17 protein-coding genes and 2 pseudogenes are annotated in these 18,278 nt (G+C 72.7%); 10 read left to right on the top strand and 9 right to left on the bottom strand.

What is annotated here, in order from left to right:
• The 3 genes from EAO77_RS12080 to EAO77_RS12090 form a co-directional block, all read left to right on the top strand.
• Positions 1-1,276: S1C family serine protease (locus EAO77_RS12080; protein WP_147989090.1), on the top strand; the 1,276-nt coding region annotated here is incomplete at its 5' end.
• Between the two features lie 111 nt (positions 1,277-1,387).
• A complete protein-coding gene (locus tag EAO77_RS12085) occupies positions 1,388-1,849 on the top strand; it encodes a sec-independent translocase (protein ID WP_147988003.1) in 462 nt (153 codons plus the stop codon).
• A 124-nt stretch (positions 1,850-1,973) separates the two neighbouring features.
• Positions 1,974-2,645 (top strand): hypothetical protein, encoded by a 672-nt coding sequence (locus EAO77_RS12090; RefSeq protein ID WP_410088412.1) that lies wholly within the window; start codon positions 1,974-1,976, stop codon positions 2,643-2,645.
• Between the two features lie 93 nt (positions 2,646-2,738).
• Here the strand turns inward: EAO77_RS12090 and EAO77_RS12095 are convergent, their stop codons facing one another.
• From EAO77_RS12095 to EAO77_RS12105, 3 genes are read right to left on the bottom strand one after another with little or no spacing between them, the layout of a single operon-like run.
• Positions 2,739-3,872 carry an Mrp/NBP35 family ATP-binding protein gene (locus EAO77_RS12095; RefSeq protein WP_147988004.1) on the bottom strand — a complete coding sequence of 378 codons (1,134 nt, stop codon included), beginning with the start codon at positions 3,870-3,872 and terminating at the stop codon, positions 2,739-2,741.
• Positions 3,873-3,916: 44 nt separating this feature from the next.
• Positions 3,917-4,507 carry a DUF1003 domain-containing protein gene (locus tag EAO77_RS12100; RefSeq protein WP_147988005.1) on the bottom strand — a complete coding sequence of 197 codons (591 nt, stop codon included), beginning with the start codon at positions 4,505-4,507 and terminating at the stop codon, positions 3,917-3,919.
• Positions 4,500-5,762, bottom strand: coding sequence for a magnesium transporter MgtE N-terminal domain-containing protein (locus EAO77_RS12105; protein WP_147988006.1), 1,263 nt, complete (start codon positions 5,760-5,762; stop codon positions 4,500-4,502). The genes EAO77_RS12100 and EAO77_RS12105 overlap by 8 nt, the downstream gene beginning before the upstream one ends.
• Positions 5,763-5,910: 148 nt before the next feature.
• Between EAO77_RS12105 and EAO77_RS12110 the strand changes: the two genes are divergently transcribed.
• A complete protein-coding gene (locus EAO77_RS12110) occupies positions 5,911-6,693 on the top strand; it encodes a hypothetical protein (RefSeq protein WP_147988007.1) in 783 nt (260 codons plus the stop codon).
• A 40-nt stretch (positions 6,694-6,733) separates the two neighbouring features.
• Here EAO77_RS12110 and EAO77_RS12115 read toward each other — a convergent pair whose 3' ends face one another.
• The gene (locus EAO77_RS12115; RefSeq protein ID WP_147988008.1) at positions 6,734-7,243 is read right to left on the bottom strand and encodes a hypothetical protein; all 510 of its coding nucleotides are present in this window, start codon (positions 7,241-7,243) and stop codon (positions 6,734-6,736) included.
• 32 nt (positions 7,244-7,275) lie between these two features.
• Positions 7,276-8,391 (bottom strand): magnesium and cobalt transport protein CorA, encoded by a 1,116-nt coding sequence (locus tag EAO77_RS12120; RefSeq protein ID WP_147988009.1) that lies wholly within the window; start codon positions 8,389-8,391, stop codon positions 7,276-7,278.
• A 414-nt stretch (positions 8,392-8,805) separates the two neighbouring features.
• Between EAO77_RS12120 and EAO77_RS12125 the strand changes: the two are divergent.
• Positions 8,806-9,117, top strand: a pseudogene (locus tag EAO77_RS12125) (suppressor of fused domain protein); the annotation flags it as partial.
• Between the two features lie 72 nt (positions 9,118-9,189).
• Here EAO77_RS12125 and EAO77_RS12130 read toward each other — a convergent pair.
• Positions 9,190-10,147 (bottom strand): annotated as a pseudogene (locus EAO77_RS12130) (MFS transporter).
• Positions 10,148-10,337: 190 nt separating this feature from the next.
• Here EAO77_RS12130 and EAO77_RS12135 point away from each other — a divergent pair.
• The 3 genes from EAO77_RS12135 to EAO77_RS12145 all read left to right on the top strand — a co-directional run bounded on the left by EAO77_RS12135 (position 10,338) and on the right by EAO77_RS12145 (position 12,653).
• Positions 10,338-10,976, top strand: a complete 639-nt coding sequence (locus EAO77_RS12135; protein ID WP_147988010.1) for a DUF6758 family protein — start codon at positions 10,338-10,340, stop codon at positions 10,974-10,976.
• Between the two features lie 127 nt (positions 10,977-11,103).
• The gene (locus EAO77_RS12140) at positions 11,104-11,967 is read left to right on the top strand and encodes a PHP domain-containing protein (protein ID WP_147988011.1); all 864 of its coding nucleotides are present in this window, start codon (positions 11,104-11,106) and stop codon (positions 11,965-11,967) included.
• 80 nt (positions 11,968-12,047) lie between these two features.
• Positions 12,048-12,653 (top strand): MarC family protein, encoded by a 606-nt coding sequence (locus tag EAO77_RS12145; protein WP_147988012.1) that lies wholly within the window; start codon positions 12,048-12,050, stop codon positions 12,651-12,653.
• A gap of 69 nt (positions 12,654-12,722) precedes the next feature.
• Here EAO77_RS12145 and EAO77_RS38575 read toward each other — a convergent pair whose 3' ends face one another.
• Positions 12,723-12,875 (bottom strand): hypothetical protein, encoded by a 153-nt coding sequence (locus EAO77_RS38575; protein WP_177150633.1) that lies wholly within the window; start codon positions 12,873-12,875, stop codon positions 12,723-12,725.
• 177 nt (positions 12,876-13,052) lie between these two features.
• Here EAO77_RS38575 and EAO77_RS12150 point away from each other — a divergent pair, with 177 nt between their 5' ends.
• Entirely contained in the window at positions 13,053-13,976 is a 924-nt protein-coding gene (locus EAO77_RS12150) for an NYN domain-containing protein (RefSeq protein ID WP_147988013.1), read from the top strand.
• On the opposite strand, the gene EAO77_RS12155 is transcribed toward EAO77_RS12150, so the two are convergent.
• Together EAO77_RS12155 and EAO77_RS12160 are read right to left on the bottom strand one after the other, a co-directional pair.
• Positions 13,967-14,824 (bottom strand): alpha/beta fold hydrolase, encoded by an 858-nt coding sequence (locus EAO77_RS12155; protein ID WP_147988014.1) that lies wholly within the window; start codon positions 14,822-14,824, stop codon positions 13,967-13,969. The two genes, EAO77_RS12150 and EAO77_RS12155, sit on opposite strands and share 10 nt — an antisense overlap.
• 108 nt (positions 14,825-14,932) lie before the next feature.
• Complete coding sequence (locus EAO77_RS12160) at positions 14,933-17,032, bottom strand: DEAD/DEAH box helicase (protein WP_147988015.1); 2,100 nt, start codon at positions 17,030-17,032, stop codon at positions 14,933-14,935.
• A gap of 496 nt (positions 17,033-17,528) precedes the next feature.
• On the opposite strand from EAO77_RS12160, the gene EAO77_RS12170 reads away from it, so the two are divergent.
• Positions 17,529-18,254 (top strand): ferritin-like fold-containing protein, encoded by a 726-nt coding sequence (locus EAO77_RS12170; RefSeq protein ID WP_147988017.1) that lies wholly within the window; start codon positions 17,529-17,531, stop codon positions 18,252-18,254.
• The last annotated feature ends 24 nt before the right edge of the window (positions 18,255-18,278 follow it).

Consider the following 18,278-nt stretch of genomic DNA (forward strand, 5'->3'; position numbering starts at 1 on the left):
GGTTTATCGGGGCGTCGGTCTGGAGTGCGTCGACGTAGCTGACGTCGCTGCCGTCGCCCTTCTCGCCGCCTGCCGTGATCGGCCGCTGAACTCCGTGTGGCTCCAGTACGACCCCTGGAGCGCGCCCGGCGGCCCGCTGACCGCCACGGGCGAGCCGCCGGCGGCCAGGCGCCGCCGCGGCCCCCTGCTGATCGGCGCCCTGCTGATCGCCCTCGTCGCGGGCGGGGCCGGCGGGGCGATCGGCGTCTACGCGGAGCGCAACGGAGGCCTCACCCAGCTCGAACTGCCGCAGGCGGAGAGCGAGTCCAGGGACCGCGCGCCCGACAGCGTGGCCGGCATCGCGGCCAGCGCACTGCCGAGTGTCGTCACCCTCCACGTCAGCGGCGGGGGCGAACAGGGCACGGGCACCGGCTTCGTCCTGGACCGCAAGGGCCACATCCTCACCAACAACCACGTGGTCGACCCGGCGGGCGAGTCGGGCGACATCACGATCACCTTCAGCGGCGGCGAGACGGCCGAGGCCACCCTGGTCGGCAAGGACAGCGGCTACGACCTGGCCGTCGTCAAGGTCACCGGGGTGTCCGGCCTCAAGCCGCTGCCCCTCGGCAACTCCGACGACGTCCGGGTCGGCGACCCGGTCGTCGCCATCGGAGCGCCCTTCGACCTCCAGAACACGGTCACCGCGGGCATCATCAGCGCCAAGGAGCGGCCGATCACGGCAGGCGGCGAGAAGGGCGACGGCAGCGACGTCAGCTACGTCGACGCACTCCAGACCGACGCCCCGATAAACCCGGGCAACTCGGGCGGCCCGCTGGTGGACGCCAAGGCCCGGGTGATCGGCATCAACAGCGCCATCAGGGCCGCCGACACCGGAGCCGGCGCGGACGGCGGCCAGGCCGGTTCGATCGGCCTCGGTTTCGCGATCCCGATCAACCAGGGCAAGCGGGTCGCCGAGGAGCTGATCAACACCGGCCGGGCCACCCATCCGGTGATCGGCGTCAGCCTGGACATGAAGTTCGCCGGGGACGGGGCGCGCGTCGGGGACAAGGGCAAGGACGACACCCCCTCGGTCACCCCCGGCGGCCCGGCCGCCGACGCGGGGATCGAGCCGGGCGACGTGATCACCGAGGTCGACGGCCAGCGGGTGCACAGCGGTGAGGAGCTGATCGTCAAGATCCGCGCCCACCGCCCCGGGGACCGGCTGGAGCTCACGGTGACCCGCGGCGGCGACGAGCGGACGGTGAGTCTGACCCTGGGATCGGCGGACAGTTCATGACCATCTGCGTGCCGTCCGGCAGGTACCGGGCGGACGGATTCGGCAGGTACCGTGGATCGGGTCCGGACCCCGACGGACCTGCGGGCCACAGCGAACACGAGGAGCAGCAGGGTGTTCAATGACATAGGCGGACTGGAGCTGGTGGCTCTGGTCGTGCTCGCCGTGCTCATCTTCGGCCCCGACAAGCTGCCGAAGGTCATCCAGGACGCGGCCCGCTTCATCCGGAAGGTCCGTGCGTTCTCGGAGAACGCCAAGGAGGACATCCGCAGCGAACTGGGGCCCGAGTTCAAGGACTTCGAGTTCGAGGACCTGAACCCCAAGACGTATCTGCGCAAGCAGCTCGCGGAGAACGAGGACCTGAAGGAGCTCAAGGAGCTCCGCAGCAGCTTCGACCTCAAGAAGGAGATCGACGACGTCACGGACGCAGTCAACGGCCGCGAGCCGTCCGGCGTGTCCGACGGCGCGGTCCCCGCGGCCGTCAACGGCACCCCCTCCGGCGGTCCCGACCTGCTGAAGAAGGGCGACAAGCCGGCCCGCGACGAGCGCCCGCCGTTCGACTCGGACGCCACCTGACGCCCGTCAATGGCCGCCCGCCGTCGCCGGGTGGCTATTCTCTCCATCTGTCCGGCAGTGAGCACGCCCCAGGACCGGGGGCCGTCCGCTGCGGGTGCGAGTGACAGAGGAGGCGGCCGAACAGATGGCTACGACCAGCCGGATGACGGCGCAGAGCACGACCGGCACCGCGGCGGACCCCGGTGCCGCGGCCGCGGCCGCGGCCCGGCGGACGGCCGAGGCATTCCGCGGCGCCGCCTTCCCGTGGTACGGCCTGGACGGGGCGTTCACCGGCCCGCGCCGGCTGATGCAGGTGGGCACGGCCGCGGACGGCACCGTCCAGCACGGCGCCATCGGCCACGGGGACGAGCCGTCGATACGGAACGAGGCGAGCGCCGCGGACAAGGAGCGCTTCGCGGTCGTGGTGACGGTCGCGGCGAGCCCGGTGCGCCGCAGCGCCGACGGCACGGGCGTCCTGGACGCCACCACGGTCTCCTCGGCCGCCTGGCTCGCGGGCTCGGGCCTCCTGGCCCACACCTGGCCCCCGCAGCTGGACCACACCCTGCGGGACGACTGGCTCGACCAGCAGACGGAGACGGCCTTCGAACTCGCCGACGACCTGGCCGGCGAGGAGTGGTCCGCCCTCTCGCTCCCGGTGGACGGCGTGCCGACCCCCTTCCACTACCGGGAGTCCGAGTTCGGCTGGGTCCTGGCGGGCACGGCGGGCAACGGCGTCCACATCGGCGCGTACGGGCGGGGCATGAGCGCGTACGGCCTGGCCTTCTCGGCGATCGAGGACCTCACCCCGTACCTCTGAGGCCCGCGCCCCGAGGTCTCCGCCCCGGGAGCTCCGCGCCCCCGGCCCACCGCCCCCTCCCGGTCCGCACGCGGCCCGGGAGGGACCGGGGGGTCAGAACTTGTTGCGCGGGGTGATGCCCAGCGACATGCCCGACAGGCCGCGCTGGCGTCCGCCGAGCTTGCCCGCGATCGCGCGCAGCGCGGAGCCCGCGGGGGAGTCCGGGTCCGTCAGGACCACCGGCTTGCCCTCGTCGCCGCCCTCGCGCAGCCGGACGTCGATCGGGATCGAGCCGAGCACCGGCACGGTCGCGCCGGTCGTCCTCGTCAGTCCGTCCGCGACCCGCTGGCCGCCGCCGGTGCCGAAGACGTCGACCATCTCGTCGCAGTGCGGGCACGGCAGGCCCGACATGTTCTCGACGACGCCCACGATCTTCTGGTGCGTCTGCACCGCGATGGACCCGGCCCGCTCGGCGACCTCGGCCGCCGCCTGCTGGGGGGTGGTGACGACGAGGATCTCGGCGTTCGGCACCAGCTGGGCCACGGAGATGGCGATGTCGCCGGTGCCCGGCGGCAGGTCGAGCAGCAGCACGTCCAGATCGCCCCAGTAGACGTCCGCGAGGAACTGCTGGAGCGCCCGGTGGAGCATCGGCCCGCGCCACACCACGGGCGCGTTGCCCGGCGTGAACATGCCGATGGAGATGACCTTCACGCCGTTCGCCGACGGCGGCATGATCATGTTCTCGACCTGGGTGGGACGCCCGTCCGCGCCCAGCATGCGGGGCACGCTGTGGCCGTAGATGTCCGCATCCACGACGCCGACCTTCAGGCCGTCCGCCGCCATCGCGGCCGCCAGGTTCACGGTCACGGAGGACTTGCCGACGCCGCCCTTGCCCGAGGCCACCGCGTAGACGCGGGTCAGCGAGCCGGGCTTGGCGAAGGGCACCTCGCGCTCCGCGGTCGTACCGCGCAGCGACGCCGCGAGGTCCTTGCGCTGCTCGTCGCTCATCACGTCCAGCGTGACGTCCACCCCGGTCACGCCGTCGAGGCGGGCGACCGCCTCCGTGACGTTCCGGGTGATCGTCTCCCGCATGGGACACCCCGAGACGGTCAGGTACACCGTGACGGCGACCGTGCCGTCGTCCCCGAGCGCGACCGACTTCACCATGCCCAGATCGGTGATCGGTCGGTTGATCTCGGGGTCGTTCACCGTCGCCAGTGCCTCGAGCACCGCGTCTTCCGTAACCATAGGGACGATGGTACGGCGCTGCCCGCCACCTCCGGAAAGACCCGTCAGCGGTCGCCTTCGTCACGGTGGTCCGGCTCCCGCTGCGGGAATACGGCGCGGTGCTCCTCCAGCTCCCTGACCAGGTCCTCCAGTTCCGAGCGGATCCAGTCGCGCGTCGCGACCTCGCCGAGGCCGATCCGCAGCGCCGCGATCTCGCGGGTCAGGTACTCGGTGTCCGCGATGGACCGCTCGTTCTGCTTGCGGTCCTGCTCCAGGTTGACCCGGTCCCGGTCGTCCTGCCGGTTCTGCGCCAGCAGGATCAGGGGGGCCGCGTACGAGGCCTGGAGCGACAGCGCCAGGGTCAGGAAGATGAACGGGTACTCGTCGAAGCGCAGGCCGGCGGGGGCGGCGATGTTCCACACGACCCAGGCGATGATCGTCAGGGTCATCCAGACGAGGAACCGGCCGGTGCCGAGGAACCGCGCGATCTTCTCCGAGAACCGCCCGAACGCCTCCGGGTCGTACTCCGGCAGCAGACTGCGGCGCGGCATGCGCGGCAGGTCCAGCCGCACCCGGCGCGAGGAGGCGCCGGCGCCCGCCGGCACACGGTCGCGCGGCTCGCCCCGCTCGGTCTGGCCGGGGTCGCCGCTACCCATGGGCGGACTCCTCGAACTCGGTCTCCCGCCAGTCGTCGGGCAGCAGGTGGTCGAGGACGTCGTCGACGGTCACCGCGCCCAGCAGGGATCCGCTCTCGTCGACGACCGGGGCGGCGACCATGTTGTACGCGGCGAGGTAGCTGGTGACCGCCGGCAGCGCGGTGTCCGGCGAGAGCGGCGGCAGGTCGTTGTCGACGATCGAGCTGACCAGGGTGAACGGCGGGTCCCGCAGCAGCCGCTGGAAGTGCACCGTCCCCAGGTACTTGCCGGTCGGCGTCTCGTCCGGCGGCCTGCACACGTACACCTGCGCGGCGAGCGCGGGGGAGAGGTCGGCCACGCGCACCCGGGCGAGCGCGTCGGCGACCGTGGCGTCCGGACGCAGCACGATGGGCTCGGTGGTCATCAGGCCGCCCGCGGTCCGTTCCTCGTACGCCATGAGCCGGCGCACGTCGGCCGCGTCGTCGGGGCGCATCAGCGTCAGCAGCCGCTCCTTGTCCGCCTCGGGGAGCTCGGAGAGCAGGTCGGCGGCGTCGTCGGGGTCCATGGCCTCCAGCACGTCCGCCGCCCGCTCCTCCTTGAGCTTGCCGAGGATCTCCACCTGGTCGTCGTCGGGCAGCTCCTCGAGCACGTCCGCCAGCCGGTCGTCGTCGAGGGCGGCGGCGACCTCGGCCCGGCGCTTGGGCGACAGATGGTGCAGCACGTTGGCCAGGTCCGCGGGACGCAGCTGCTCGAAGGTGGCGAGCAGGCTCTCGGCGCCCTGCCCGTCCTCCTCCAGCGAGAACCCGGTGACCGCGGACCACTCCACCGTCAGCGTCTCGCCCTTGCGGCGCAGTGCGCCGCCCTTGCCCTTGCGGACGAAGACCTTGTCGATCTCCCAGTCGCGCCGGGCGGGGAGCTGCTGGACCGCGACGTCGAGGACGGTGACCTCCTCGCCGCTCTCCACCAGGCGCACCCGCCGGTCGAGCAGCTCGCCGAGCACCAGCCGTTCGGTGGGGCGCTGCTCGAAGCGGCGCACGTTCAGCACGCCGGTGGTGATGACCTGGCCGGACTCCACACCCGTCACCCGCGTCATGGGAAGGAAGATGCGGCGCCGGCTGATCACCTCGACGACCAGCCCCAGCAGCCGCGGAGGCCGGCGTCCGACCCGCAGCATCACCACCAGATCGCGCACCCGGCCGACCTGGTCGCCGTTGGGGTCGAAGACGGGAACGCCCGCGATGTGCGAGACGAAGACCCGGGGGGCGCCCGCCGCCATACCGCGCCTCCTTTGCCGGGAAACCTGCTGTTCGACGGGTTCAGGCTAGCCCGTACCGATCCGGGGCGCCCCCGGCCCACGTCCGTACGGCTGGCTGCGAGGGCGACCGGCGGGCACAGGTACGCTGCGGTCTGCCAACCCCCCAGAGATGAGAGGCAGGGTGCTGGTGACTCCCCTCCCTTCGGCCGGCCGGGCGGGCCGAGCCGCTCTCGCCGCGGCGCTGTGCGCCGGGCTGTCCGCCGGACTCACGTCCTGCGGCGAGGACCCGGACGCGGGCACGAACGGGATCGGCAAGCTCAGTGCCGGGGAGATCGAGGAGAAGGCGCGTGCCGCGGTGGACGGGGCCGACGCGGTCCGCCTGTCCGGGACCCTGGTCAGCAAGGGCGGCTCGTACAAGCTGAACATGCGCCTCAAGCAGGAGGGCGCGAGCGGCTCGGTGACCTCGAAGGACAACACCTTCGAGCTGCTGCGGATCGGCGACGCCCTCTTCCTGAAGGCCGACGCCGGATTCTGGCGCGGCGCCGACGGCGAGGGCGACGAGCCGGGCCGGGCCGACGCCGAGGCGGCGAAGAAGCTCGGCGACAAGTACGTGAAGGTGCCTCAGAACGACCCCTCGTACAAGCGGTTCCGCGGCTTCACCGACATGGACGTGCTGCTGGACGGGCTGCTCGGGATGCAGGGCGAGCTGAGCAAGGGCGACCGGACCCAGGTCGGCGGGGTGAAGACCATCAAGGTGCTCGCCGCCGAGGGCTCCGGCGGCGTCCTCGACGTCTCGCTGATCGGCGAACCGTATCCGCTCCAGTTCGCGCGCGCGGCGGGCGCGGGCGTGCTGCTGCTCGGTGAATGGGACAAGGACTTCCCGCTCGCCGAACCGGCGAAGGACGACACCCTCGACTACGGCGGCCAGCTCCCCACGTCGTCCGGGGACTGACGCGGGCCGGGGCCCCGGGGTACACGGTCCCGGGGCGGCCTCAGCGGCGCCGGGAGCGCCTCAGGAGCAGCTTCGGCAGAGCCGCGGGGACCGCGCGGCGGGTGACGGCGCCGCTCGGCGGCGGCGCGGCGGCGAGCGACTCGTCGGACATCTCCGTGAACGCCTCGCGCGGCTCCAGCCGCAGGACGCGGCACTCGCGGGCCCAGCGCTCCGTCATCCGCTCGGCGTCCGGCGCGTTCAGCCGCTTCCCCTTGAGCTCGCCGACGGCCGCGTCCCACTCCGGCGAACCGGGCGTCAACTGCCGTACGGAGGCGGTCCAGACGACGAGCCGGCCGCCCTTGTCCTTGCTGCGGACGGTCACCTCGGCGGCGCCGCCGTCGGTCAGACCGGGCAGCGGCTGCTCGCCCGGCCCGTCGCCGACGACATGGGCGGCGCCCTCGTGCCACACGTGCCACAGGGCGCGCGCCGGGCCGTCGCCGCGGACCCAGACGAGGCCGGACTTCTTGGTGGCCTCCTCGACGAGCGCCCTCGCGAGCGGTGGGGTTGTCATGCCCGAAGCCTACCGAGGGCGGGCCCGGGGCCCTACAGCCAGCCGTTGCGCTTGAGGCTGCGGTGGATGGCGAAGCAGACCACGGCGATGCCGGTGAGCACCATCGGGTAGCCGTACTTCCACTGCAGTTCCGGCATGTGGTCGAAGTTCATGCCGTAGATCCCGCAGACCGCCGTCGGCACGGCGATGATCGCCGCCCAGGAGGTGATCTTGCGCATGTCCTCGTTCTGGGCGACGGTCGCCTGGGCGAGGTTCGCCTGGAGGATGGAGTTCAGCAGTTCGTCGAAACCGATGACCTCCTCCTGGACACGGGCGAGGTGGTCGGCGACGTCACGGAAGTACTTCTGGATGTCCGGGTCCACCAGGCGCATCGGGCGCTCGCTCAGCAGCTGCATCGGCCGCAGCAGCGGGGACACGGCCCGCTTGAACTCCAGCACCTCGCGCTTGAGCTGGTAGATCCGTCCGGCGTCGCTGCCGCGGGGACCGCCCTTCGCCGGTGCCGAGAAGACGTCGATCTCGACCTCGTCGATGTCGTCCTGCACGGCGGACGCCACGGCGATGTACCCGTCGACCACATGGTCGGCGATGGCGTGCAGCACCGCGGAGGGGCCCTTGGAGAGCAGGTCGGCGTCCTTCTGGAGGCCGTAGCGCAGGGCGCGCAGCGAGCCCTTGCCGCCGTGCCGGACCGTGATGACGAAGTCCCGGCCGGTGAAGACCATCACCTCGCCGGTCTCGACGACCTCGCTGGTCGCCGTCAGTTCGGCGTGCTCCACGTAGTGGATCGTCTTGAAGACGGTGAACAGGGTGTCGTCGTAGCGCTCCAGCTTGGGGCGCTGGTGCGCGTGGACGGCGTCCTCCACGGCCAGCGGGTGCAGCCCGAACTCCGCGGCGATGCCAGCGAATTCGGAGTCCGTCGGCTCGTGCAGGCCGATCCAGGCGAAGCCGCCGCCCTCGCGCACCCGGAGCATCGCCTCGTGCGGCGTCTGGCAGCTGTCGCTCTCCAGCCGCTTGCCGTCGCGGTAGACGGCGCAGTCGACGACCGCGCTGGATGCCGAGGGGTCGCGGGTGGTGTCGTAGGTGCTGTAGGGGGCGTTGCTCTTGCGCAGGGAGGGGCGCACGGCTGCTCGCAGGTCACGGATCATCGACATGGCTGGCTCCTTCACGGAGAGGCCGTCGGCGACAGACGTGGCGCAGCCCGGAATGGGGACGTGAGGCATACGTCCGCAAAGCGGGCGGCACCGCACGATCGCGGTGACGGCGTTCGCTACAGACAGGGAGGAACGAGGTGCTCTTCCGTCGTGCGAGAAGCCGTGGACCGCCCGTGCGGTGGAAGCACGGGCACCGCACCGCTCGGCGGTGCGCCGGGATCAGGCGTGACGCGGGGAAAGGGGCCGCGCGGAAGAGCTGTTGGTACTGCACGATCGACTTCGGTCCATCGCAGCCCCACCTCCTCCGGCCGGTCCCCCGTGAGGGACGACGTGTCGTCGGGACCGGAGGGCGACCTCCTCGGCGGCCGCGGGGAGGTGTCCCTGCGTGCCGTCCCGACCAGCGCCCCACAGTAGCTCGCGGTGCTGGCCGCGTCCCCGCAGGTGGAGGGCGTGGTGGTGGCGCCCGGCGCCTCCCTGGACGTCGGCGAGCCCCTGTGGCCGGGTGCCGCGTTCACCTCGGTGCTGGTGGCGGAGCCCGGCGGCCTGGTGGAGGACCTGGAGCTGCCGGAGCCGAGGGAACCGGTGCGGTTCCTGCCGCTGCTGCCGATGACCGCCAACGAGGCCGCGTGGAAGCGGGTGCACGGCGCGGCCGCGCTCCAGGAGCGCTGGCTCTCGCACGGTACCGACCTGCGCGATCCGCTGCGCAGGCCGGTGAGCCTGGACTAGGGGCTCGTCCGGATCAGGGGCGGGCGAGCCCGCCACGGTCCGGACGAAAGGCCCCGGGGCCCGTCGGACCGTTCAGTCGGCGAAGGCGGCGACGCCGTCCTGCGTGAGGTGCCGCGTCTCCAGCTCCCGTGCCTCGTGGCTCAGCGCGGCGCGCCGGACCCACACGATGCCGGCGCCGGCCAGGGCGGCCGCGCCCGCGACCGTGAACGGCATGTGGAGGTCGCACCGCGAGCAGGACGCCCCAGGCGAAGAACACCCCGCCCGACGCGTACGGCGTCATGTCCAGCACGAAGGGCGTGAACGCCAGGACCGTGAAGAAGGCGTAGTTGTAGAAGAACGCCGAGGCCGCGGTGGACGCCAGGCCGCCGTGCCCGAGCGCTTTGAGCGGGTCCAGCAGCGAGATCCTCGCCGCCGGCCGCGGCTGCTCCCGCAGGAACACGGCGATGCACAGGAAGCCCGCTGCCATCAGCGCCGCCGTGCCGAAGAAGGGGTAGCGCCAGCTCACGTCGCCGAGCACGGCGCCCAGCAGCGGCCCGCAGGCCATGCCGAGGCCGAGGGCCGACTCGTACAGCAGGATCGCCGCCGCGCTCCCGCCGGCCGCCGCGCCGACGATGACGGCGAGGGACGTGGACACGAACAGGGCGTTGCCGAGTCCCCAGCCGGCCCGGAAGCCGACGAGTTCCCCGACGGAGTCCGAGGTCCCGGACAGGGCGGCGAAGACGATCACGAGCGCGAGCCCCGCCAGCAGCGTGCGGCGGCCGCCGATGCGGCTGGAGACGAAGCCGGTGACGAGCATCGCGAACGCGGTGATCAGGAAGTACGACGTGAACAGCAGGGACACCTGGCTCGGTGTGGCGTCCAGACCGTGGGCGATCGAGGGCAGGATCGGGTCCACGAGGCCGATGCCCATGAAGGCCACGACCGCGGCGCCGGCCGTCGCCCAGACGGCCATCGGCTGCCGCAGGATGCTGTGCGCCCCTTCGTCGAACGGGTCGTCGGCCGGGTGCGGCCCGAGGTCCTTTCCGTGCATGGAGCGGCTCCTCCTTGGGGGGTGGGCGCCTGGACGGGCGCCTGATGGGTGCTCTGTGCAGACAATAAATTAGGCGGACTAATAAATGCAACATACATCTACTTGGTCGCCTCCCTGCCGGGGTGGAGGCGCGCTCCGGACGGGTGATCGTCCTTGACGCGGAGTCAACCTGGTAGGACCGTTGGGCACTATGAGGGGCGAACCCAGTTGCCCGAAGTGCGGTGGCCGGGTGCGGGCGCCCGGACTCTTTGCCGACGCCTGGCAGTGCGATGTGCACGGTGCCGTGTATCCGCTTCAGCCGGTGATCCCGCCGAGTGTCGAGGCCCTCGGTGTCGTGGTGCACCGGGCGCAGATCCCCGTGTGGATGCCGTGGCCGCTCCCCGTGGGATGGCTGTTCACCGGCGTGGCCTACGCCGGTGACGACCGCAGCGGCGGCCGGGCGACCGCGGTGGCCTGCTCCGGGCCCGGCCCGCTCGGCGGCATCGGCGAACTGCTGCTCGTGGCCGAGGAGCTCGGGGTGGGTCTCGGAGCCCGCTTCGCGGGAATGGACGGGCCCGATCCGGGCCCCCACATCGAGGTCGACCGGGCCCCGCACGCCAAGGTGCTGGCCGCCGGCCGCCCCACCCCGCTGTGGCACGTGGCGGACGCGCCGGCGGACCGCGCGGTGTTCGCCGGCGAGGCGCGAGGGCTCTGGCTGTGGGCGATCGTCTGGCCCGAGCAGTCCGGCCTGCTGCTCTACGACGAGCTGGTGCTGACCGACCTGCGCGACGCGGGCGCCGAGGTCGAGCTGCTGCCGTGCGGGGCGCTGTCGCCGAGGCTGCTCTCGTAACCGGGCGGCGCCGCCGCGGTAAGGGGCCGTCGGCCGGAGGTCGTCTTACCGGTCGGGGTCGAGGCGGCCCTCGGGGCCCGTTATCCTGGAGCGTCCCCTGTCCGTCCCGAGCCGTGGAGCCAGCGTCGTGCGCATCGATCTGCACACCCACTCCACCGCGTCCGACGGCACGGACTGCCCGGCGGACCTGGTGCGCGAAGCCGCCGCGGCCGGCCTGGACGTCGTCGCGCTCACCGACCACGACACCACCCGCGGCCACGCGGAGGCCGCCGGGGCGGTGCCCGAGGGCCTCACCCTGGTCACCGGCGCGGAACTCTCCTGCCGTCTCGACGGCGTGGGGCTCCACATGCTCGCCTACCTCTTCGATCCCGAGGAGCCCGAGCTGCTGCGCGAGCGCGAGCTCGTGCGCGACGACCGGGTGCCGCGCGCCCGGACGATGATCGGCAGGCTCCAGGAGCTCGGCGTCCCGGTCGCGTGGGAGCAGGTGGCCCGGATCGCCGGTGACGGCTCCGTCGGGCGCCCCCACATCGCGGAGGCCCTGGTCGAGCTGGGTGTGGTCGCCACCGTCTCGGACGCCTTCACGCCCGCCTGGCTCGCCGACGGCGGCCGGGCCTACGCCGAGAAGCACGAACTCGACCCCTTCACCGCCGTCCGGCTCGTCAAGGCCGCCGGCGGCGTCACCGTCCTCGCGCACCCGCTGGCCGTCAAGCGCGGCCGCACGGTCCCCGAGAGCGCCCTCGCCGAGCTCGCCGCCTGCGGCCTGGACGGCGTCGAGGTCGACCACATGGACCACGACGAGGCGGCCCGCGCCCGGCTGCGCTCCCTGGCGGGCGACCTCGGCCTGCTGACGACCGGGTCCAGCGACTACCACGGCAGCCGCAAGACCTGCCGGCTCGGCGAGTACACCACCGACCCCGAGATCTACGGCGAGATCACCCGGCGCGCCACCGGCGCGTTCCCGGTGCCCGGTACCGGCGGACCCCGCCCGTAGGGCCCGTCGGGCCCTGAACCGCGGCCGTCCCCCGGCCCGCCGCCCACCCGCACGACCACTTCTCCCGCAAGGCCCTTCACGTGTTCGACGCTGCCGTTTTCGGCTCCCTGTTCCTGACTCTCTTCGTCATCATGGATCCCCCCGGGATCACTCCGATCTTCCTCGCCCTCACGTCCGGCCGGGCCACCAAGGTGCAGCGGCGGATGGCCTGGCAGGCGGTTGCGGTCGCCTTCGGCGTCATCACCGTCTTCGGCATCCTCGGGCAGCAGATCCTCGACTATCTGCACGTCTCCGTGCCCGCCCTGATGATCGCCGGCGGCCTGCTCCTGCTGCTGATCGCCCTCGACCTGCTCACCGGCAAGACCGACGAGCCGCAGCAGACCAAGGACGTCAACGTCGCGCTGGTACCCCTCGGCATGCCGCTGCTCGCCGGTCCCGGCGCCATCGTGTCGGTCATCCTCGCCGTGCAGCACGCCGACACCGCCGCACGGCAGGTCTCGGTCTGGGCCGCGATCGTCGCCATGCACGTGGTGCTCTGGCTGACCATGCGCTACTCGCTGCTGATCATCCGTGTCATCAAGGACGGCGGGGTGGTGCTGGTGACCAGGCTGGCGGGCATGATGCTCTCGGCCATCGCCGTGCAGCAGATCATCAACGGCGTCACCCAGGTCGTTCAGGGCTCGTGAGCACGCACCGCGCCCCCGTGCGGACGGTCCGTACGGGGGCGCGGTGACGAGCTCACGTGCTCGTCAGGGTTATGAAGCCGAGGTCTCGGCGGGCCGGATGAGGATGCGCTGGCCGATCGAAGCGGCCTGCTGCACGATCCGGTTGACGGAGGCGGCGTCCACGACGGTGCTGTCCACGGCCGTGCCGTCGACGTCGTCCAGTCGCATGATCTCGAAGCGCAAGGGCTTCTCCCTTCGTCTGATCCTCCTGAAGGAGAACTGCTGACAGACGGAAATTCTCCGTCCTGGTGTCGAGGTCTACAACGCGATGCATCCTGCAAACATTCCCTACGCTAAGGAAATTTTTCGGATGCCTAACTACTGGCGGGTAGGGTCCCGGCCGCGCACAATGAGGCGCGTATGGACGACGCAGAGAACGCCCCCCAGCCCATCGCCGGAGCGACCGGGATCGCAGCCCGCCTGGAGCGCACCAACGCGCTCCTGGAGCGGATGCTCGCCGAGGTCGCCAAGACGCCGTCGACACACGCCATCTTCGTCGACGCCGGTTACGTCTATGCTTCGGCCGGGTTGCTGGTCGCGGGCACGGAGGACAGGCGCTCCTTCGACCTCGACGCCGAGGGGCTCATCGACGCGTTCATCGACACGGCGCGCACCATCTTCGCGGACAGCAGGCTGCTGAGGGTCTACTGGTACGACGGCGCCCGCCGCAGGATCCACACCCCCGAGCAGCAGGCCGTCGCCGAACTGCCCGACGTGAAGGTGCGCCTCGGCAACCTCAATGCCAACAACCAGCAGAAGGGCGTCGACTCCCTGATCCGCAGTGATCTGGAGTCCCTCGCCCGTCATCGCGCCATCAGCGACGCCGCGCTCGTCGGCGGCGACGAGGACCTCGTCCCGGCCGTCGAGGCCGCCCAGGGCTACGGCGCCCGGGTCCACCTCTGGGGCATCGAGGCCGCGGAAGGCCGCAACCAGGCCGAACCGCTGCTGTGGGAGGTCGACAGCCAGCGCTCCTTCGACCTCGACTTCTGCCGCCCCTACGTCACCCGCAGGCCCGTCACCACGTACGAGAACGAGGGAGCCCCGCCGCCGTCCCGCGACGAGGTGCGCTTCGTCGGCGCCCGGATCGCCGCCACCTGGCTGGGCGAGCGGGGGCGGGAGGCGATGGCGGACCTGCTCCCCGGGCACCCGTACCTGCCGGGCGGGATCGACCAGGAGCTCCTCGTCGAGGCGGAACAGCACCTCCAGCGCTCACTGCGCGGGCACGCCGTGCTGCGGCGGGCGCTGCGCGACGGCTTCTGGCAGCACCTCCAGTCTCAGTACTGATCCCAGAAGCCGGTCAGCGCGGCGGACGTCTCGGCCGGGCGGTCCGTGTTCGGCGAGTGCTCGGCCCCGCGCACCACCGTCCGCGCGGCACCGAGCCGTACCGCCATCTCGTCCAGCAGCGGCACCGGCCAGGTGTCGTCCCGCTCGCCGGACACCACGTGCTTGGGCAGCGGCGCCACGGCGGCGAGCTCGTCGACGCGGTCCGGCTCCAGCGTCAACTGCCGTCCCGTGACGCGCAGTTGGACGGGGTTGTGGCGCAGCCAGCGCTGCCGCAGATCCTCCCGGCCGCTGTCGGCGGCCCGCTGGGAGTCCTCGGGGGAGGGGGCGTCGAAGGCCCGCATGGCCGCCCAGACGTCGTCCATCGTCATCACGGCCAGCGCGTCCGCGAGCAGCTTCACCTTCTGCCGCTGGTCCTCGCTCACCTCGGCGGGCCCGGACGACATCAGCGTGCACGTCACGAACGGGGAGGCGTCCAGCAGCACGGCGGCACGGGCGATCTGGCCGCCCAGCGAGTGCCCCACGAGATGCACCCGGCCGCCCAGCGCCGCCGCCTGGGCGAGCACGTCCGAGGCGAGGGCCTCCTGCGCGTAGGCCCGCTCGTCGTCCGGGCCGTCGCTCTCGTACTGCCCGCGCCCGTCCACCGCCACGGCCCGGTACCCGGCGGCCGTCAGCGGCTCCAGCATCGCGATGAAGTCCTCCTTGCTGCCGGTGTAGCCGGGCAGCAGCAGGGCGGTGCCCCGGGGCGGTCCCGCCGGCCGCGCGTCGAGCACGGCGAACTCCCCACGGGCGGTGGGCAGACGGACGGGACGGGCACAGGCGGGCGGGACGAAGGTGGGCGGCCGGCTCATGGCACGAGGCTAACGGCGGGACACCCGGCGCGCCCGCCGCGGGTGACGCACCACACGCCGACGGCCCGGCTCCCGTGGGGGAGCCGGGCCGTCCGGAGCGGGGAGGCGTCAGCTCTCGGGCTGCGCCACCGCCTTGCGCGTACGGGTGCGGCGCGGCGTGGTCTCCGCCTCCGCGGCGGCGGCCTCGGCGGGCTCGGCCGCCTTGCGGGTGCGGGTGCGGCGCGGCGTGGTCTCCGCCTCGGTCACGGGCTCGGCGACGGCCACCGCGGCCTCGGCGGGCTCCGCCGCCTTGCGGGTGCGCGTGCGGCGGGCCTTGGGCGCGGCTTCCGCCGTCCCGTCCGTCTCCACGGCCTTGACCGCGCGGGTGCGGCGCGGCTTGGTCTCCGCCTCGGTCACCGGCTCGGCGACGGCCACCGCGGCCTCGGCGGGCTCCGCCGCCTTGCGGGTGCGGGTGCGGCGCGGCGTGGTCTCCGGCTCCGTCACGGGCTCCGCGACGGCCACCGCGGCCTCGGCCTTCGGCGCACGGGTGCGCCGGGGCGCGGGCTCGGACACCGCGACCGCGCTCTCGACGGCCTCCGCCGCCTTGCGGGTGCGGGTGCGGCGCGGCGTGGTCTCCGGCTCCGTCACGGGCTCGGCGACCGCCACGGCGGCCTCCACCGGCTCCGCGGCGGCCTTGCGGGTGCGGCGGCGGCGCGGCGCGGCGGGAGCCTCGGGCTCCGACACCGCCACAGCGGCCTCGGCGGGCGCCTGCTGCTCGGCACGCGGCTCGACGACGCTCACGCTCTCGACCGTCTCCACGACCGCCACGGCCGCCGGTCCCGACGCGCCCGCACGGGTGCGGCGGCGACGGCGCGGGGTGCGCGGCTCGGCGGACGGCTCGGCCGACGCCTGCTCCGGCACCGAGGGCGTCGCGTCGAGGTCGGACCCGCCGCGGGTGCGGCGGCGCTGACGCGGCGTCCGCGTCCGCGCAGGGCGCTCCTCGACGGCCGGGGCGCTCTGCCGGCGGCCGCGGCCGCCGGTCTCGCCGAGGTCCTCGACCTCCTCGGCCGCGAGACCCGCCCGCGTGCGCTCCGCACGCGGCAGGACACCCTTGGTGCCCTGGGGGATCTTCAGCTCCTCGTACAGGTGCGGCGAGGTGGAGTACGTCTCGACCGGGTCGGCGAACTTCAGGTCCAGCGCCTTGTTGATCAGCTGCCAGCGCGGGATGTCGTCCCAGTCGACCAGGGTGATCGCCGTACCGGAGGCACCCGCGCGGCCGGTACGGCCGATGCGGTGCAGGTACGTCTTCTCGTCCTCGGGCGACTGGTAGTTGATGACGTGGGTGACGCCCTCGACGTCGATGCCGCGTGCGGCGACGTCGGTGCAGACCAGCACGTCGACCTTGCCGTTGCGGAAGGCCCGCAGGGCCTGCTCGCGGGCGCCCTGGCCGAGGTCGCCGTGGACCGCGCCGGAGGCGAAGCCGCGGCGGGCCAGCTGGTCGGCGATGTCGGCCGCGGTCCGCTTGGTGCGGCAGAAGATCATCGCGAGCCCGCGGCCGTCGGCCTGCAGGATGCGGGAGACCATCTCCGGCTTGTCCATCGAGTGGGCGCGGTAGACGTGCTGGGTGATGTTGGCGACGGTCGCGCCCTCGTCGTCCGGCGCGGTGGCGCGGATGTGCGTGGGCTGTGACATGTAGCGGCGCGCGAGGCCGATCACGGCACCCGGCATGGTCGCCGAGAACAGCATCGTCTGCCGCTTGGGCGGCAGGTGCTGGATGATCTTCTCGACGTCGGGCAGGAAGCCGAGGTCGAGCATCTCGTCGGCCTCGTCCAGCACGAGCGCGCGGACGTGCGAGAGGTCGAGCTTGCGCTGGCCGGCCAGGTCCAGCAGACGCCCGGGCGTGCCGACGATCACGTCGACGCCCTTCTTGAGCGCCTCGACCTGGGGCTCGTAGGCCCGGCCGCCGTAGATCGCGAGCACCCGGACGTTACGGGCCTTGCCCGCCGTCTGGAGGTCGTTGGTGACCTGGGTGCACAGCTCGCGGGTGGGGACGACCACCAGTGCCTGGGGTGCGTCGGTCAGCTGCTCGGGCTTCGCCCGGCCGGCCTCGACGTCGGCGGGGACGGTGACGCGCTCCAGCAGCGGCAGGCCGAAACCGAGCGTCTTGCCGGTGCCGGTCTTGGCCTGTCCGATGACGTCGCTGCCCGAGAGGGCCACGGGGAGCGTCATCTCCTGGATGGGGAACGGGTGCACGATACCGACGGCCTCGAGGGCTTCGGCGGTCTCGGCGAGGATCCCGAGATCCCGGAAAGTCTTCGGCTGCGTAGTCAGGGTGTTGCCTCTTCTGTGAGACGCGGCACGAGGCGAACGACGGGGGTCGTACCGCACCTGGGTACTGGCCGGCCGTGGATTGACCGGATGGTGCGGGACCACTGCCGTCGCTCGAGCGTCATACCGCTGAGGGGCCCCTCATCTGCGGTCGGGCGCACCTGTGCGCCTGGTCCGCGTGGAGGGCGGGCGGGTCGGAGCCGATCGGGCCACCGACCGGGCATCCTCATTCATGAGACGGCCCACCGAGCAGTTCAATGACGCTGATGCTCAGCAGGCGCATTACCACTGTACCCCGGATTCGCGCATGTGTGTTGGGTGAATTCACCGCGAGTGTGTCCGGCGCCCTGCTGACCAGGCCCTTGGAGCGGCCGTCGAGCGGGCTATCGTTCGGTTCATGGAGACGCCTGACATCGCCACTGAACACACCGGGATCGCCGCCCAGGACTGGGCCACGGCGTCCGCCGACCCGCAGTACCGCGCCGCCGTCGTGGACCTGCTGGGCGCGCTCGCGTACGGCGAGCTGGCGGCCTTCGAGCGGCTCGCCGAGGACGCGAAGCTCGCGCCGACGCTCGGTGACAAGGCGGAGCTGGCGAAGATGGCCTCGGCCGAGTTCCACCACTTCGAGCAGCTGCGGGACCGGCTGGCCGCCGTCGACGCGGAGCCCACGCTGTCGATGGAGCCGTTCGCCCAGGCGCTGGACGACTTCCACCGCCAGACCGCGCCGTCCGACTGGCTGGAGGGCCTGGTCAAGGCGTACGTCGGCGACTCGATCGCCAGCGACTTCTACCGCGAGGTGGCCGCCCGGCTGGACAGCGACACCCGGGCGCTGGTGCTCGCGGTGCTCGACGACACCGGGCACGGGAACTTCGCCGTGGAGAAGGTCCGCGCCGCCATCGAGGCCGACCCCCGGGTCGGCGGCAGGCTCGCCCTGTGGGCGCGGCGGCTGATGGGCGAGGCGCTGTCCCAGGCCCAGCGGGTGGTGGCGGAGCGGGATGCGCTGTCGACGATGCTCGTCGGAGGCGTGGCCGGCGGCTTCGACCTGGCGGCCGTGGGCGAGATGTTCTCCCGGATCACCAAGGCGCACACCAAGCGGATGGCGGCCCTCGGCCTGGCGGCCTGACCCTGCCGCTCCCGGGCGCCCGGG

This window comes from Streptomyces sp. T39, assembly GCF_008042045.1.
Lineage (GTDB): Bacteria > Actinomycetota > Actinomycetes > Streptomycetales > Streptomycetaceae > Streptomyces.